A 16751-nucleotide genomic window follows, 5' to 3' on the forward strand; every position below is an offset into this window, starting at 1 on the left:
ACCTATTTTTTATCTAAAAGATTCAATGGATTAAATGACACAGGTTCCATTTGGCAAAAAAAAGAGATTAAAAATAGGTATGTAATAACAGGAATATCTGATGACAGAAATAGAGACACAAATTAATTATGATTTTTCTCCCGATATGATAAACCAGCAGAAAGTCTGTTTACTGACGGATCTAAATACAGTGTTTAATCAGCATAACGGGCAAGGGCTATTAATGGTTGATACGGCGGTTTTTCTGGATCGCCGTCAGGAAGAATGGTTTCCTAAGGCAGTCCTTAATCATCAGCCAGCGGCAATACCGACCCAAATAAATCATCTCCGTTATGCATCTCGTTATTCTCCCTGGCTGATACCGCTAGATATTAATCGGTCTGAGGATGCTGAATTGTTGGTGTTAAGCGTCACTCAAGCGTTACAGGAAGCTGATCCCGCAGAGTTGATCACCGGGCGTGGCCGGATGGTTTGCGGCTGGCTGTTCAGTACCAGTCCAGTCCCTGTGATTGCGCAACATATCAGCATGACTGCGGTACAGAAACTATCATCAGTACAGGAAATCATGCTGCGTTTTTATGATCCGGCTGTGAATAATGCCATATGGCCGATTCTGGATAGTTGGCAGCGCTCGCGTCTGCTGGGACCATTGACAGACTGGTATCTGGTTGATGGCGACGGTCAGTTACTGCATCGGGACAATGCACAGTCTGCGAGGGAACTTTACACCTTTTCACTGGGCCTCTCCTCGGAAGAAGTGACAGAAATAACTTGGTCAGGTCCGATGAACCGGGCACTGCGCCAATATCGTCAGGCACACCGTAACCGGTTACGCCGAACAGAGACTGAACTATTGGATGTCATACTGACCTTATTGCGTCGGATAACTAAGCACTATTCCTTTAGTGATGTTCTGGATCTGGAAGTTTGTGCATTGCATGGTTTGTTATATCACCCAGCGATTGATTTACACCCTCGGATACAGTCGCTGTTGTCTGCCGAAGAGGGTAATAGTACTGGTAGCTATATCGAGCGTACAGCCAGACTGACAGACGAAGAGTGGCAGGTTTTGGCCCATGAATGTTGCCATCTCAATGTTTCTACTATTCCTTCAAAGAACAAGGAGATTCTGTAATGGATCGACTATCGTGCCAGATGTGTGAAGTAACCGGACCGGCGCTTTTGCCCGTGCGTTATAGCGTGGTGCCTGATCGTGTTGGTGAAACTTTACCGATGTGGGCAGAAACTCTGACTCCCTCGGCTCAAGGCTACCATTATGCCCTGCGTGCCTTACGACAAGGGTTTTTATATGTTTATTACACCAACTCTGGACCCTTGGTTCAGTATTGCTGGGAAACCTGGAGCGTTAGCGAGGATGGTGCGCTGTGGAAGCAGCCAAATGCCTTTAGTGTGTTTGGTAAGAAAACAGCGGATTGTTATGCGCCGACCCATCAAAGTACTAATGTGGAATTTATTGTGTTGAGAGATATGGCTTTACGTCAAGATGTCTGGTTGGCCTTTTCTCCCTCTGTCTGGAGTCAAGAAACAATCCAGTACTATCACAACCACCCTGAAGCACGGCAAAAACGCATGCAGTGTGTGAAACCGTGGCAGTGGCGCGGAGTGCCTGAGGGTGTTGGCATCAGTCAGGCTACCGTGGATAACTTGAATACAGTGATGGATTACCATAAGGAGGATGACTCCGCCGCTAAATACATTCTGCCTTACAACCCTAAAGTGAGACGGATCAGCCGGACAAGTGAAAAAGCGCCATATTATACCTTTGACCCTAACACTGTTGGTCCACAGGGAACACTCTATCCGTGGAGTGAAAAGCGGTCAGGGAATGCAGAGGCTACCGTTAAAGCCATGCAAAAACGAGGATCGGCAGCGGATGGTAGTTCGGTCTCTCCAGTGTTAATTGCTTTGCATGATCCGATTGGTATTGTTCATGAGCTGGCTGGGTGGAGTGATGACATCGCTGGAGAACACTCTGCTTGGTTAGATGACTTGTCGATTGAATTTATGACCCAGCAATCACTGAATGGAGCTAAGAATCAAATTCAGCAGGTTGAAAAAGCTAGGGTAGAGCAGCAGACGTTGGATGCTTATAAAAGTACGGCCAACTACGGTATGGACAAGGTTTTGGTGAAAATCCCCTCGGTGGCGATGTCACAGCGGCAAAGTACGCTTGATGCATTGATGGTGAAGGCAAAGCAAGTCGCGGAACAGGATGGGGAGATAGCACTGGCGACCAGTTGGAATAAATATGAGGCAGAACTGAATCTGGCTAAACGGCAGGCGTTTTCAGATTGTTATGACAAATTCTGCCATACGATCGCCAGCCAGTTAGAGTCTTTGGCTGAATTTCGGGTAAGCTGGTTAAAAGAAGAACGATTGATAACTCATTGCCATGATTTTTATTCAACTCAGGTCTCTGACAACCTTAGTTATCGGGAGGTAGTGGATTATGCAATGGCCTCACTTAATGTTACGGATAGCGGTAGTGCCTTTTTGGATGAATTAATAGGACAATATTCGGCAAAACCAGAGGGTAATTTTGTTTGGCGCTCTCTGTTATTGAATAACCCGGAAGTGATGGCTGAGACCGAAGCGTTGTTATATAAAATGAAGGCCAGCAAAAACAATACATTACCTGCTGCTGAATCTGATTATCTTTCTGTTGTGCAGAAATGTTTTGGCAAACTGGTTGATGCATATGATAAGGCGAATGAAGCACTGGAAGCGCCTATATCGTCAAACTCGTCTTTTTCTCGTGCTATGCTGGCATGTGATAGACGTTTATCCACGATTGGGCAGCGTGTATTTCGGCTTTCTGGTTTGGATAGTGCGCTGAATAGTTTGAATATATTACTGAATAAGACAATATTTTCTGTCGCATCTGGTGTACCGTTGGATAGAATTCAGGAACTTTGTCTTGCAGATATTCAAAGTGGTAATTCATGTAGACAGGCAATTTCTCGTGGTCTTCAGACTTATAAATCTTCGAAAGATCTTGAAAAACTAAATAATTATAAACAGCAATTTGATAAATTTGCACAAAGCGCCGAAGGCGAAAAAACCTTAAGAGCCTCACGAATAAAAATTCTGGTTCTGTTTTTTAACGGGATGGAGTTTGCTGATCAACTGAAAGAAAGTAAAGGAGATGCTAAGGGGTATGCTCAGGTTACTTCGGCGTTTCTAAGCACACTGAGCACGGTTGCTGATGTGATCAAACCAGCTATTGAATTCGGGATAAAAAATCAAGCAGCAACTAAGTCGATTAAATTTGTGGGAGCCAGCGCTGGAGCGGTAGCGTCTGTATTGAATTTAGGGATTGATGGTAGTGATGTTGTCAGAGAATGGAGAAAAGAAGATACTCGCTGGTCTTTCTTTGGGTTGTCTCTTCTAAAATCATCGGCGGATGTGGGTTTACTTGTGAAATCAATGAGTGGCTTATTAGAAGTGTTGGTTAAGCGTGAGTTTAGTAATAAGATAATAGAATTAGCATTTGACCAAATAGGTAAGATCGCGGCTTGGCGTATTATTGGATTCTTCGCTAGCTGGCAGTTCATGATAATAATATTTGTTCTTGATGAATTATATACTCTTTTTATTGATAATGATTTGCAGGATTGGTGCCGTAATAGTGTTTTTGGTAAAGAACCGGATAAATATCTCGTTTCAACTATATTGATTGAGACACAGGATAAACGTAATGAGCTTTATCAAAAACAAAGCGAAAAGTTAGGCGAAGCTTTGGGGGCAGTATTATGACTAAACGCAGAGAGATGAAAGAGTTTATTAATTTCGAAAAAATCAGAAACGAATTATCAGATGCAAAATTTTATATGGGATTAAGTTCTTATGGTAGTGTTGAGGAAAGAAATAAAGCTGCTGAAGCAGAGAAAAAAATTCCAGAATTAGAAGCGCTACTTGCTAAAGAGCCGCCACCGCCAGAATTACCCCCGAAAGTACCATTGATTAAAGTGACCGGAACTCTGGAAGAATTTAGTGTAATAAAAGTATGGGGTTATTTTACTGATCGTGAATATGATCCGGAGGGATTTGCACGGCAGGAAAAACGTGCTCAAGTAGGTGCATTACTACTTGCTATCGCAGGGAATGCCGCAGCAGCGGCAGTGACATCACAGAGTCGAGAAAGGAGGAGTGATCCTAGTGATTTTGTTCGTGGAAAAATTAACGGTATTCCATTTCATGGTTGGTTAGGGATGACCAATGCCAAAGTTGGTGATTATGTTGAATTAGCTGTAGCGCCTAAAGATAATCATTATGTTGTTTATGCCTTAGCTAATCCTTATACAAGGATTATTTCAATGACTCCTCGTTGTGAATGTGGTCTTGATGGATATATCAAGTTTGGTACGAAAGTTAATCATGGATTAACATTGTTTTTATTTTTAATGACTCTTTCTTTCATGCTTTACGGGAATGCAGAAAAAGTGACAATGGTGGTTTTCTTGTCTCTTGTTTTTATCTTTATTCTTGTCGATGTTTTATTCTATTTTAAAGGTAAAAATCTTGAGAAAAAAGATCCAAAACCGACAATACTATTAGCTGAAAGAATATTTATAGCTTTGGGGTTTCCTGAACCATCTTTGGTTGATTTAAATATTTCAACTAAGAAAAAGCTTAAGGGTTTAAAACTACAAGGAAAATATGTCGATCCTGATAGTGACGAAGGGCAAAATATTCCTTGCAAATGGTATCGCCTGGAGTTTTTTTATTACTATTAATTAAAAGAAAAGTAAAAAGTTAGCAGAAGTTTTGGGGTAGTATTATGACCAAACTCAGAGAATGAAAGAGTTTATCGACTTTGGAAAAGATAGAAATCCACTAATCCCGCCGATAATTTGATGTTATCGCAGATGTTAGTTCGAGTAATCTATCGTATTTTTACGAGTCTAAATGGCGACTGTACATTGATTAGTCGTTTTAGACAATTTCAACACTCCCCAGCGATCCGATAAACCGCCGTATCACATTTCTGTGTTTCAGGGCATTGTTTGCAACTGCCGCTTAGGCAAGCAGTTGCATCAATTTTTTCCAATTTGCCCATTACGGTGAGTTGTTCAAGCATCGCTTCTACCATCGATAATGAAGCAGAAAGCTGGTGGCTCAACAACTTAGCATCTGCCCGTCCATTCAGCGCGACTGCATCCCTTACTTGTAATAGGCTAATCATTTTCAATTCCTAGTGACAGCTTCCACTGGAGCAGTGGCAGCTATTTCCCGGGGTGCTGATTAATTTCATCGTCACACGGCTGCGCGCCCGACGCAGGAAGTAGAACACCAGCGCGTTAAACATGACGACGGTCAGAATGGTAATCAGGCTGCTTTGTGGATGTTGTGAGAAAGTCACCATCTGGTAGAACAAAGCTGAAATTGAATAAGCCACATTCAGTCCCCATAGAATGGAGAATGTCATCCAACCACGGCTTGTTTCGCGAGCAATCGCGCCCATCACCGAAACACAAGGCACATATAACAGAACAAAGATTAGATAGCTGTAAGCTGAAATAGCGGAGCCGAATTTGGCGCTCATGGTTCCCATAGAACCGCTATCCATCTCACCGTCGCCTTTATTAGCTTCGATTGGGTTGGCAAGTACGCTCAGAGTAAATGTCTCTTTCAGGCTATCCCAAGTTTCACCAATTGCATCTTTCAGCTCATCAAGCAGGTTGAACTCATTTGCATTAAACGGCTCATTAGCAATGCTTTCTGCGGTATATAGGGTATTCAGCGTCCCAACCACCACTTCTTTTGCCATTGCACCGGTTATCAGACCCACAGTTGCTTGCCAGTTATCTGAGTGAACGCCAATTGGCTGTAATATTGGCGTAATAATCTTGCTAACCGAAGCCAGAGCGGATTGGTTGATGCTATCTACCGCCTTACCAGAGAATGAGAAACTGTTAAGAGCGCCAATGAACATACTGGCGATAACGATTACTTTACCAGCACGGATAACAAAGCCTTTCAGACGTTGCCAGGTTTGCAGAAGCAGGGTTTTTAGATGTGGAATATGGTAAACCGGAAGTTCCATAACAAATGGTGAAGCTTCGCCGCGCATAATGGTGTATTTCAACATCAGGCCAGTCAGAATAGCGACGACAATACCCAAGATATAAAGGGAAAAAACAAAAGTTGCCCCATTTTTGCCAAAGAATGCGGCGGCAAATACGGCAAAGATAGCTAATCGCGCACCACAAGACATAAAGGGCGCCATCATAATCGTGATCAAACGTTCACGCGGAGCATCCAGCGTTCTCGCCCCCATAATGGATGGGACGTTACAACCGAAGCCAACGATCAACGGTACAAACGATTTACCCGGCAGTCCCAAAACTTGCATCAGACGATCCATGACAAACGCCGCCCGCGCCATATAACCGGAGTCCTCAAGGAAAGAGAGGAATAGATACATCATGCCGATTTGTGGGACCAGCGGCAAAACGGTGTTGATACCGCCGCCGATACCTTGTGCGAGGAAAACCGTCAGCCATTCAGGAAAATTTAAGGTATGACCAAGCCATTGAACCCCATGAATGAAAACCGCGATAGAACCACTGTCAAAGATAGGTTGTAACGCACCACCGATATTAATTGCCAGTACGAACATTAAATACATGACAGCCAGGAAAATGGGTACGCCTAACCAACGATTGAGGATAATTTTATCGATTGCCTGGGTGAGTTTATTTGGCATGGCTTTTTGGGTATCAATCACGGCCATGCACAATGTGTTGATGCTTTGATAGCGCGCATCGGCAATCAACAGTTCGGGTTCTTCATATTGCTGTTGTTGCAAGCGTTGTTTGGATTCAGCCAGTGTTGAGGTAGTAAGGCCGGAACGTTCCAAGCTGTAAATATCCCCTTCAAGCATCTGAAGCGCTAACCAACGGCGTTGTTGAGTATGAAAATTTTCTGAAATCGCACCAGATAACGTCTCAACTTCTTGCAACAGGCAGTCAGGGTAGTGAATCAGTGACTGCCTGACATTCTGCTTATGACGATCAATCGCCTGTTTTAGCTCATTCACTCCAGTTGCTCGGGTCGAAACCATTGGAATGACTGGGCAGCCAAGGCGTTGCTCCAGTTCGGCAATATCAATGTGGATATGCTGGCTATCTGCGATATCCAACATATTGAGCGCGACGATGCAGGGAATGCCTAGTTCCAACAGTTGTAACGTCAGATAGAGATTTCGCTCAAGGTTAGAAGCATCTACGACGTTGATTAGCATGTCAGCATCACCGCTCAGGATGTAGTGGCAGGCTATCTGCTCATCCAGTGATGTTTGTTCAGAAATCGTGGTCAGAGAGTAGGTTCCCGGCAGGTCAACTAGCTCAATTTTATGTTCTGCGGTGGTAAAACGGCCAACTTTTCGTTCTACTGTAACGCCAGCCCAGTTGCCTACACGTTGTCGGGAGCCAGTAAGTTGGTTAAATAATGTTGTTTTGCCGGCATTGGGGTTGCCAATTAAGCCAATAGTCAGTGCTTTCATGTTTTTGGTGCCAGATTAAATTAGGAGTAACCGTTTCGTTGCTTGCAACGGATTATGCGTTGCATTGAGTGTTGTCTAATGTGAGAAATTCCAAGTCTTTTTTTCTCAGAATTAGGCTGACTCTGCGAGTCTCAATTTGTATCGGATCACCTAAAGGCGCTAAGCGGACAACATGAAAAGAAGAACCAGGCAACATACCTAATGACAGTAATTTCTGTCGGTAAGCTGGGCTGATCTTCGGAGAAAAGCCAATGATCTTGTAACTATGGTCTGGAAGAAGTTGCATATGACCTTCCGGGATATGTGATAAGTAAAGTAATACCGAGAATTAGTTGCACTCATTCATTATGAAGTGTAATTTTTAATCCAATTCATACTAATTGCAAATAAAAATAATAACCATCATTAATTTCAATGTTAATCCTATTTTCATTGTTGGTGTTAATTTGATCACTTAGTCACTCAGGTTGACATGAATCTTCTTTCTGACAGAAACGGTGAAATATGCACTGCCGAAGCAGTGCATCTGTTTATAGTGATAGAAGTTACAATGATAGGAATCTTAACGTTTTTTTCCGAATGCGGCGGCTAGTGCATCGCTCATAGCACTGTTTCCGGCTGAGATACCAGCTGAGGTAGAAGAACGGGAAGTGTTACGGTTCCTGTCATTACGTTCAGGGCGGCGGTCAGTTTGCGTATTATTACTGCGACGTGATTGGGTTTCTCCCGGTTGTTCATCAAGACGCATGGTCAGAGCGATGCGCTTACGGTTCAGATCAACTTCCAGCACTTTTACTTTAACGATATCACCCGCTTTGACCACGGTGTGAGGATCTTCCACAAAGCGATCGGACAACGAAGAGATATGCACTAAGCCATCTTGATGAACGCCGATATCGACAAATGCGCCAAAATTGGTCACGTTAGTGACGGCACCTTCCAGCACCATTCCCGGACGCAGATCATTCATGGTTTCCACGCCTTCCGCGAAAGTCGCGGTTTTAAACTCCGGACGTGGATCGCGGCCAGGTTTTTCCAGCTCTTTCAAAATATCGGTCACAGTTGGAACACCAAATTGCTCGGTGGTGAAATTCTGAGGTCGCAGCCCACGCAGTGAAGCAGAGTTACCCATCAATTCCTGGAGTTTCTGCTCAGTGGCCGCCAAGATTTTTTCAACTATTGGATAAGCTTCCGGATGAACGGTCGATGCATCCAGCGGGTTATCACCGTGATTAATCCGCAAGAATCCAGCACATTGCTCAAAAGCCTTTGGCCCAAGGCGACTGACTTTCAGTAATTGTGTACGGTTATTGAAACGGCCATTCTCATCGCGCCAGTTGACGATGTTCTGGGCAATCATACGGGTCAATCCGGCAACTCTGGTTAGCAGTGGAACAGAAGCGGTATTGAGATCCACGCCGACGGCGTTTACACAATCTTCAACGACGGCATCCAGTTTTTTGGCAAGCTGAGTCTGGCTGACATCATGTTGATATTGACCCACGCCGATGGATTTCGGATCGATTTTCACTAATTCAGCGAGAGGATCTTGCAAGCGGCGGGCGATAGAGACTGCCCCGCGTAGTGAAACATCCAGGTCGGGAAATTCCTGTGCCGCCAGCTCAGAAGCAGAGTAAACCGATGCTCCTGCCTCACTGACAATCACTTTTTGGGCTTTTATCTCTGAGAACTGTTTTTGCACATCCGCGAAGAAACGTTCTGTTTCACGGGAAGCCGTTCCGTTACCGATGGCGACCAGTTCTACTTGATGTTTGATACACAATGCCGCCACGCTGGCGGCGGCTTTAGCCGCTTGCCCGGTGTGTGGATAGATCGTGTCTGTGGCAATTAGTTTGCCGGTTGCATCGATAACGGCCACTTTGACGCCGGTACGCAGACCTGGATCGAGTCCCATTGTTGCACGCATGCCCGCAGGTGCGGCCATCAATAGGTCTTGCAGGTTGCGGGCGAATACTTTGATAGCTTCATCTTCCGCTTTCTCACGCAAGGTACTCATCAATTCAGTTTCAAGATGCAGCAATACCTTGACGCGCCAGGTCCAATTCACCACGGCTTTGCGCCAGCTATCTGCCGGCGCATTGTTCAAGCGCAGATTAAGATGCTGCGTAATAATCTGTTCGCCGTAACTCTCTTTCGGTGGTTCATCAAACTGGGGATCGGCATTTAGGGAAAGTTGCAGTATGCCTTCATTACGGCCGCGAAACATAGCCAATGCGCGGTGAGAAGGGATTTGTGCGATAGGTTCATGGTGATCAAAATAGTCACGGAATTTAGCGCCTTCCTCTTCTTTTCCTGCAACGACTTTAGCGGCCAGATGGGCATTTTTCCATAGATAGTCACGTACTTTTGCCAATAATGCGGCATCTTCGGCAAAACGTTCCATCAGGATATAACGCGCGCCATCCAGCGCAGCTTTGGTATCAGCGACACCTTTATCAGGATCAATAAAAGTAGCCGCAACCTGCTCTGGTTCTTGCTGTGGATCTTGCCACAAGGAGTCCGCTAGCGGTTCAAGACCCGCTTCAATAGCGATTTGTCCACGGGTACGGCGTTTCGGTTTATATGGCAGATAAAGATCTTCCAGCTCTGTTTTGCTTAGAGTGCCATTAATGGCTGCGGCCAGTTCTGGGGTCAGCTTACCTTGCTCGTCAATGGATTTAAGAATGGTTTGGCGGCGGTCCGATAGTTCGCGCAGGTAACTAAGGCGGGTCTCAAGTTGGCGAAGTTGAGTGTCATCCAGACCGCCAGTGACTTCTTTACGATATCGTGCGATAAAAGGGACAGTATTCCCTTCATCAAGCAGGCTAATGGCAGAAAGTACCTGTTGTGGCTGCGCTTGTAGCTCACTTGCAATAATTTGGTTCAGAGATTGATTCATGTTGCGTTTTCTTCTGGTGGATAAGCTTCAAATTTCAAATATTCACAAAACTCCTTTATACGTTTTGAGAGGAATAATTTCCAGTTTACGTCTAATCTTATTTTGACGTATTGCGATATCATTCAACGAATTTGTTGCCGGTTACGCTATAGCAACTGCGATTGAACTCAAATGTGAAAAGTTATCGCTGGAACCATAGGCGTGTTACCGAACTTTCTATGAGCTTTTATCTGAATATACAAATTCAACTGAAAGAACGGCTAAAGTAGGAAAAATCTGAGCTTCATAGTGTCGCCCATGAAGTCAGTAAGCTAATGAATGATAAATCTACTTTTGACTTTCGTTAAAAATAGAGAGATTACCTAAAGAATTTATTTAATGGAATTGTTCTGACCTGCTTAGATATTTATAACCAACTAAATGAATATTATTTTAAAGTAATTTTATTGTTTTGTTAATTAAGGCTGGAAGACTATTTAATCTTCCAGCCTTATTGAATTATTTAGGCGAACATCGACTCCAGCTTAGTCAGCCATATAATGGCTCCAGGAATATATTCCTAATTTTGTGCACAATGCGACTCGCTTTAGCTGGCTTGGTAAAAATATATCCTAAAATTTAAATGACATTGCAGCAAAAACCATTCCACCACTTCCGGCCCATCCCATGCAGAATTGGTCTTTCTCCAGTATGCCTTGATGAACAGCATCAATGATTCCAAAAGGAATAGATGTAGTAATAATGTTACCTGTTTTATGTCCAACGTGATGCATTTTATTATCAACCCCGATCGAATGTCCAAGCTTATGCCACATTTTAGGTGAACCTGTATGAATAAAGATTTTGTGAATATCGTTGCTGGAAACATTGTGCTGATTAAATACCCCGATTGCATCTTCCCAACCATATTCATTTAGCAAGGCTGCATATGAATTAAATAGATATTGTCCGCCAAGCGGTGAAATGCGTTTGACATCAGAATCATTACAAAATAGTTCCCAGCCCGGTAAGGAGATGGTCGACAGGTCGCTTAAATCTGGCCTGTTGATATAAGAAAACTTGAAATTATCAGGTGATTCATTACTCAGTATGGTGACGGCTGTGGCTTCTCCTATGGTAAAACTTGCAAATTTGTAAGCCAGTTCCGATGGAGAAGACAAAGAGAAGTTCTTTGGAAAGAGAGGTCCTCCATCGGACATACCAAATTCCATGTTAACAATAGCGGCATGGCGTATTTCACCTGCCTTCATTTTACTATTGATAATGTCCATCGCCGTCACCCAACCATTACAGGCGTCTGAAACGTCGTAATTCCTGCAATTTAATCCTAGAGCCTTTGCAATAAAAGTACTATTGGCTGGCTCGGTGAAACCACGAGTGACATTGGGGTAGAGTAAGAGATCAATTTCGGCTTTGCTTATATTAGCTTGCGCTAAAGCGCGGTCAAACGCCGCTTCCATCAGTTGCATAGGCTTTTCACCCTTATTCAGCCAATGCCGGGTTTTTATACCACTTGTATCGAGTAACTTTCTGATCGTCTGTAAGGTTTTAGGTAAATTTCCCTGAAAAGTTTTTCTTGAGTGTTGATCAATTAAATCGATAACTTCCTGATTTGTAACCAGTCGTGACGGAAGTAATCCTGATATACCTGCTATTTTCATTTACACATTCCTCTGGATAAATATTTTTAATATTCTATTTTTATGGTGTTTTAATAATTACATTGAATTTAATTTCTACTTGCACAGATTTTTATTTAAAAAATTAGGCACTCTATTTTCAGAAAACCTAAATAAAAATTCACATATTAGTGAGTTTTTTATAATGTTAATTTTCTCCATTGAAATAACTTGATGATTTATATTTCTATCATAATTTATATCTGATTCAAGGTATCGATACTATTTTTCATCCTTACATTTTAGATTTTTGTAAACTTTAAAATACATTTATTACTGTGCTGTTTTGTTTATATCAGTGATTATATTTTTATTAATTAAATATAATCAATTTTACCCATTGCGGCATGGCATGTGACACGTCGGCAAGAAAATGTTTTTCATTCTGATCCAACGAGGGAATACACTTTTGTTGTCAGCTATAAGTGCTAATCAGCACGTTTGTTGGTATTTCACGGTACTGAAATACCAGCCTGAATTGGCGTATGGTTAGCCAATCATTCACTATCGTTGTTCTCAAGGAGGTTTCGATGTTAGCTCAGTTGCCACACACTGCAATACAACTAGAAACCGACGTTAAGCGTAAGAAATCCCCACGTAAAACGGCTGCTTTTGATGTGAAACGTGCAGCAGAACAAGGTGATAAGAATTTCCAGTATTTTCTTAAAAGCGGAAAGTTGCCAGTTTCTAGGTGAGTTTAATGGTCTACGTATATATTTCTGACTTTATTTGAATGTCTTCTAATTAGGAGTCGTTTTTACACTGATTTTTATAATCATAAAATATGTGGCGATATAATTGATTATCTTGGTCGTGATGCTAAGAGTAATACATAAGAGTAAAACAATAGTACTATTTCACGTTCATTTAATTCTGGCCGCCTGCATTAAATTCCGCTTCGCAGAGTGAATGAATCGTTAGTGTGCGATTCATTCAGTTGTGATTCTTCGATATGTTGTGATTCTTCGATATATAGTGCTAACGACGTCATGTCGAAAGAGTATACCGGCTATTTCATGTATTCGATCTCGTTCACATACCACAACACTTTTCCAGTTGGTGTCTGAACGATTGCACTGTCTCCAACTTCTTTCTTCAATAAAGCTCGGGCCATTGGAGAATCGATTGATATGTAGTCTTTGCGACCAAAAATTTCGTCGTACCCGACAATACGAAAGCGTTTAATCTCGCCTTGATCATTTTCGATCTCGACCCATGCGCCAAAGAATATTCGTCCATCTTGTTGGGGAGAATAATCAACACACCGCAACTCTTCTAAGCTCTTGGTTAGATATCGGACTCTGCGATCAATCTCCCGTAGCCTCTTCTTGTTATATTGATAATCTGCGTTTTCACTCCGGTCACCGAGGCTTGCTGCCCAAGTGACTTTTTTAGTCACTTCTGGGCGCTCTTCACGCCAGAGATAATCCAATTCTTCCTTTAATTTGTTGTAGCCTTCGCGGGTTATCAGTTTAGTCTTCATTTTATGTTGATGTAGATACCGTAGTTAACCTCATAAATGTATAAAACAGCCCATTTTGGTAGATGTCAAATTAAGACTCGGTTTTTAGTCGTTAATCAATAAATCCCGGCTGTTTTGCAAGATTAACGTATTAGTTACATTCAGCTAGTCGTTGGTTGAATAAATTTATCACTGTTGATGGATTATCGGCTACATGGCAGCAAATATGACAGGCTCCCACTGCGATGAGTACGGGTTTAAAACGAGAGATAAGCGGTTAACAGACGGTTTCGAGTTAGCATTATCGGTAACAAGATTGCTTTACCTGTCCACTCATTATGATATTTGGCTCTAATATTTATAACGTTCATCATATAATTTATGGTTCTGTGTACTGAATAGTATGTATGCTGTGAATCTTGTTGGTGATGAGACAGGCTATTAAGGTTTAAGTGGAGAAAAAACAAGCGAAATTGTTTACTATAGTAACGAAAGGTGACGAAAAATCGACCGCTGAGTGGTTTCTTGCCCAAACGTTGGTGAGCTGAACATGATCGATCCAGATCCTCGTTAGTAAGGAATAGCCGAAAACCGTGGCGATGGTAAGAAGGTAATATGCAGCAAAAGGCAATTTTCGTTTAGTCTGCCTGATGAATTTAATCCAACTAATAAATGGATTTCTATCAATTTGCCGGTAGCCAGGGCGCTAATTGATAGGTTGGCGGATGGCGAAATAGCGGTAGAAATTCGATAGTTGACAGTGAATTACTTTGTTCTCGTTGTCAGTAATAAACCACTAAATTAATCATTATAATTAATAACAGTGTAAATAAGTCCTATTAGGAATAGTCTCAAAATACAGATATCTGGTTTCTATCTTTGGGTTAATCTCTTTCAAAATGATAAATTTATCAAAGCATGTAGTGTTTTTTGGAGTTTGATAATGCAAGTAGATAACAAGATCCTTGTGGTGGATGATGACATGCGTTTACGAACGTTATTAGAGCGTTATCTAACAGAACAAGGTTTTCAGGTACGTAGTGCCGCTAATGCGGAGCAGATGGACCGTTTACTGACACGGGAATCTGTTAGCTTAATCGTATTGGATTTAATGTTACCAGGAGAGGATGGACTTTCTGTTTGTCAAAGGCTGAGAAACCAAAGTAATCCGGTACCGATTATTATGGTGACGGCGAGGGGAGAAGAGGTAGATCGTATTGTTGGGTTGGAAATTGGCGCTGATGATTATATTCCGAAGCCATTTAATCCTCGTGAGTTATTGGCGCGTATCCGGGCGGTATTGCGTCGTCAGGCGAATAAGTTATTGGGTCTGCCGGTTGAGGATGATGCGATTATTAATTTTGGCAAGTTTAGCCTCAATTTGAGTACGCGGGAGATGTTTCAGGGAGATGAACATATTCAATTAACCAGTGGGGAATTTGCCGTATTGAAAGTACTGGTTTCTTATCCTGGCGTGCCACTGTCCCGTAATAAGCTGATGAGTTTAGCTCATGGTCGGGAATATAGCACGATGAAGCGATCTATTGATGTCTTGGTTTCACGTCTGCGCCGTGTGATTGAAGAAGATCCTACACATCCTCGTTATATCCAGACTATCTGGGGTCTGGGTTATGTCTTTGTGCCTGACGGAATTCGTGTATGAGATTATTGCGATTTTCCCCTCGCAGCACGTTTACCCATATTTTATTCCTGATTATGGCTATGCTGTTTATCAGTCTGGTAACCAGCTACTTGGTTGTTGTGAATTTCGTTATCATGCCAAGCTTGCAGCAATTCAATAAGGTATTAGCGTATGAAGTCCGTACCCTAATGGCTGAGAAGTTGAAGCTGGAAGATGGCTCTTTTCTGGTGATATCGCCGGTAGTTCGCCGGGAGATTTATCAAGAATTGGGTATTACGCTCTATTCTGAATCTGACGCGGAGATACAAGGTTTACGTTGGGCCAGACGTTATGATTTCTTGAGTGAGAAGATGGGCGAATACCTTGGCGGCAGTGCCGATCTTCGTCTGGAAATAAACACAGATAGCCCTATACTTTGGCTTAATTCCTATTTAGCCCCCGATATTTGGGTCAGGGTTCCTCTGACTGAGATCGAACAAAATCAATTCTCGCCTATTTTTCGCTATACACTGGCAATTCTATTACTGATATTTGGTTGTATCTGGCTCTATATCCGTTTTCAAAACCGGCCTTTACTGGAAATGGAGTATGCAGCCAGGCAAACAGGTAAAGGTATTATGATGCCGTCGGTGCGGGAAGCGGGTTCTCTGGAAGTTCGAGCAGCCATTCGCTCATTTAACCAAATGTCCGCCGGGATAAAGTTATTGGAAAGTGACCGTACGATATTAATTGCTGGCGTAAGCCATGATTTGCGTACTCCGCTGACACGTATTCGACTGGCAACAGAAATGATGAGCAAGGAAGATGCTTATCTGTCTGAATCGATCAATAAAGATATTGAAGAGTGTAACGCGATTATTGAGCAATTCATTGATTATCTCCGTACCGGGCAAGAGATGCCAATGGAGTTCTGCGAACTGAACGCTATTCTCAAAGAGGTTATTTCCGCAGAGAATGGCTATGAGCAAGATATTGAAAACCATCTCTCTCTTAACCCAATAACCGTTAACGCCAATCCGATTTCTATTAAACGAGCGTTGGCTAATATGTTGGTTAATGCCAATCGTTATGGTAACGGCTGGATTAAAGTGAGTAGTGGTCAGACAAATAAATTTGCCTGGTTTCAGGTAGAAGATAATGGAGCCGGCATTAAGCAGGAAGATTTGCCACGGTTATTTCAGCCATTCGTTCGCGGCGAAAGAGCGCGCAGCAGCAGTGGAACAGGGTTAGGTCTGGCGATTGTTCAGCGAATTATTGATGCTCATGATGGAAAAATTGAAATGGGCGCCAGCCCTAGAGGGGGATTATCTATCCGTGTCTGTATTCCTGTCGTGGAAGATAATTTTTAACGGCTTGATAATCATCTCCTATATTCGATTTTAACGGTGTGTGGAGATGACAGTTTTATGTCAGTCTCAGGTTAAGCGCCCATTGCGCTGTCATAAAAATGTCATAATTGAGACATTTTGCTGTAATTAAATTAACCTATTTTCCCTCCTGCACCTTATTTTGAATTTGACGAATAGATTTCTTTGTTGATT

Annotated in this window: 12 protein-coding genes; 6 read left to right on the plus strand and 6 right to left on the minus strand. The window is 42.6% G+C overall.

Annotation, left to right across the window (positions count from 1 at the left end; genetic code table 11):
• The first annotated feature begins 100 nt into the window (after window positions 1-100).
• The 3 genes from B0X70_RS00850 to B0X70_RS00860 are packed head-to-tail and all read left to right on the plus strand — an operon-like array spanning window position 101 to window position 4757.
• Window positions 101-1135, plus strand: coding sequence for a DUF4123 domain-containing protein (locus B0X70_RS00850; RefSeq protein WP_214039762.1), 1035 nt, complete (start codon window positions 101-103; stop codon window positions 1133-1135).
• Window positions 1135-3777, plus strand: coding sequence for a T6SS effector BTH_I2691 family protein (locus B0X70_RS00855; RefSeq protein WP_217470662.1), 2643 nt, complete (start codon window positions 1135-1137; stop codon window positions 3775-3777). Before B0X70_RS00850 ends, B0X70_RS00855 begins: the two co-directional genes overlap by 1 nt.
• Window positions 3774-4757, plus strand: coding sequence for a putative type VI secretion system effector (locus B0X70_RS00860; protein ID WP_036813658.1), 984 nt, complete (start codon window positions 3774-3776; stop codon window positions 4755-4757). The genes B0X70_RS00855 and B0X70_RS00860 overlap by 4 nt, the downstream gene beginning before the upstream one ends.
• 209 nt (window positions 4758-4966) lie before the next feature.
• Here the strand turns inward: B0X70_RS00860 and B0X70_RS00865 are convergent, their stop codons facing one another.
• The 5 genes from B0X70_RS00865 to B0X70_RS00885 form a co-directional block, all read right to left on the minus strand.
• Window positions 4967-5206, minus strand: coding sequence for a FeoC-like transcriptional regulator (locus B0X70_RS00865; RefSeq protein ID WP_036813661.1), 240 nt, complete (start codon window positions 5204-5206; stop codon window positions 4967-4969).
• A gap of 9 nt (window positions 5207-5215) precedes the next feature.
• Window positions 5216-7528 carry a Fe(2+) transporter permease subunit FeoB gene (feoB, locus tag B0X70_RS00870; protein ID WP_217470663.1) on the minus strand — a complete coding sequence of 771 codons (2313 nt, stop codon included), beginning with the start codon at window positions 7526-7528 and terminating at the stop codon, window positions 5216-5218.
• A gap of 52 nt (window positions 7529-7580) precedes the next feature.
• Window positions 7581-7814: a ferrous iron transporter A gene (feoA, locus tag B0X70_RS00875; protein WP_036813666.1), complete on the minus strand. Its 234-nt coding sequence runs from the start codon at window positions 7812-7814 to the stop codon at window positions 7581-7583.
• Window positions 7815-8090: 276 nt separating this feature from the next.
• Entirely contained in the window at window positions 8091-10427 is a 2337-nt protein-coding gene (locus B0X70_RS00880; RefSeq protein ID WP_036813669.1) for a Tex family protein, read from the minus strand.
• Between the two features lie 611 nt (window positions 10428-11038).
• Window positions 11039-12088 (minus strand): 3-oxoacyl-[acyl-carrier-protein] synthase III C-terminal domain-containing protein, encoded by a 1050-nt coding sequence (locus B0X70_RS00885; protein WP_217470664.1) that lies wholly within the window; start codon window positions 12086-12088, stop codon window positions 11039-11041.
• Window positions 12089-12636: 548 nt separating this feature from the next.
• Between B0X70_RS00885 and B0X70_RS00890 the strand changes: the two genes are divergently transcribed.
• Entirely contained in the window at window positions 12637-12801 is a 165-nt protein-coding gene (locus tag B0X70_RS00890; RefSeq protein ID WP_181147758.1) for a hypothetical protein, read from the plus strand.
• 314 nt (window positions 12802-13115) lie between these two features.
• Here the strand turns inward: B0X70_RS00890 and greB are convergent, their stop codons facing one another.
• Entirely contained in the window at window positions 13116-13589 is a 474-nt protein-coding gene (gene greB, locus B0X70_RS00895; RefSeq protein WP_217470665.1) for a transcription elongation factor GreB, read from the minus strand.
• Window positions 13590-14511: 922 nt separating this feature from the next.
• On the opposite strand from greB, the gene ompR reads away from it, so the two are divergent.
• Entirely contained in the window at window positions 14512-15231 is a 720-nt protein-coding gene (ompR, locus tag B0X70_RS00900) for an osmolarity response regulator transcription factor OmpR (protein ID WP_036813676.1), read from the plus strand.
• Window positions 15228-16559, plus strand: coding sequence for a two-component system sensor histidine kinase EnvZ (gene envZ, locus B0X70_RS00905; protein WP_217470666.1), 1332 nt, complete (start codon window positions 15228-15230; stop codon window positions 16557-16559). The genes ompR and envZ overlap by 4 nt, the downstream gene beginning before the upstream one ends.
• Window positions 16560-16751 lie beyond the last annotated feature (192 nt).

This window comes from Photorhabdus akhurstii (assembly GCF_019090985.1).
GTDB lineage: Bacteria > Pseudomonadota > Gammaproteobacteria > Enterobacterales > Enterobacteriaceae > Photorhabdus > Photorhabdus akhurstii.

Excerpts from the sequence above, each read along its gene's own strand:
- B0X70_RS00850 (WP_214039762.1), top strand. The coding sequence starts at position 101 with ATGACAGAAATAGAGACACAAATTAATTATGATTTTTCTCCCGATATG.
- B0X70_RS00855 (WP_217470662.1), top strand. The coding sequence starts at position 1,135 with ATGGATCGACTATCGTGCCAGATGTGTGAAGTAACCGGACCGGCGCTT.
- B0X70_RS00860 (WP_036813658.1), top strand. The coding sequence starts at position 3,774 with ATGACTAAACGCAGAGAGATGAAAGAGTTTATTAATTTCGAAAAAATC.
- B0X70_RS00865 (WP_036813661.1), bottom strand. The coding sequence starts at position 5,206 with ATGATTAGCCTATTACAAGTAAGGGATGCAGTCGCGCTGAATGGACGG.
- feoB (WP_217470663.1), bottom strand. The coding sequence starts at position 7,528 with ATGAAAGCACTGACTATTGGCTTAATTGGCAACCCCAATGCCGGCAAA.
- feoA (WP_036813666.1), bottom strand. The coding sequence starts at position 7,814 with ATGCAACTTCTTCCAGACCATAGTTACAAGATCATTGGCTTTTCTCCG.
- B0X70_RS00880 (WP_036813669.1), bottom strand. The coding sequence starts at position 10,427 with ATGAATCAATCTCTGAACCAAATTATTGCAAGTGAGCTACAAGCGCAG.
- B0X70_RS00885 (WP_217470664.1), bottom strand. The coding sequence starts at position 12,088 with ATGAAAATAGCAGGTATATCAGGATTACTTCCGTCACGACTGGTTACA.
- B0X70_RS00890 (WP_181147758.1), top strand. The coding sequence starts at position 12,637 with ATGTTAGCTCAGTTGCCACACACTGCAATACAACTAGAAACCGACGTT.
- greB (WP_217470665.1), bottom strand. The coding sequence starts at position 13,589 with ATGAAGACTAAACTGATAACCCGCGAAGGCTACAACAAATTAAAGGAA.
- ompR (WP_036813676.1), top strand. The coding sequence starts at position 14,512 with ATGCAAGTAGATAACAAGATCCTTGTGGTGGATGATGACATGCGTTTA.
- envZ (WP_217470666.1), top strand. The coding sequence starts at position 15,228 with ATGAGATTATTGCGATTTTCCCCTCGCAGCACGTTTACCCATATTTTA.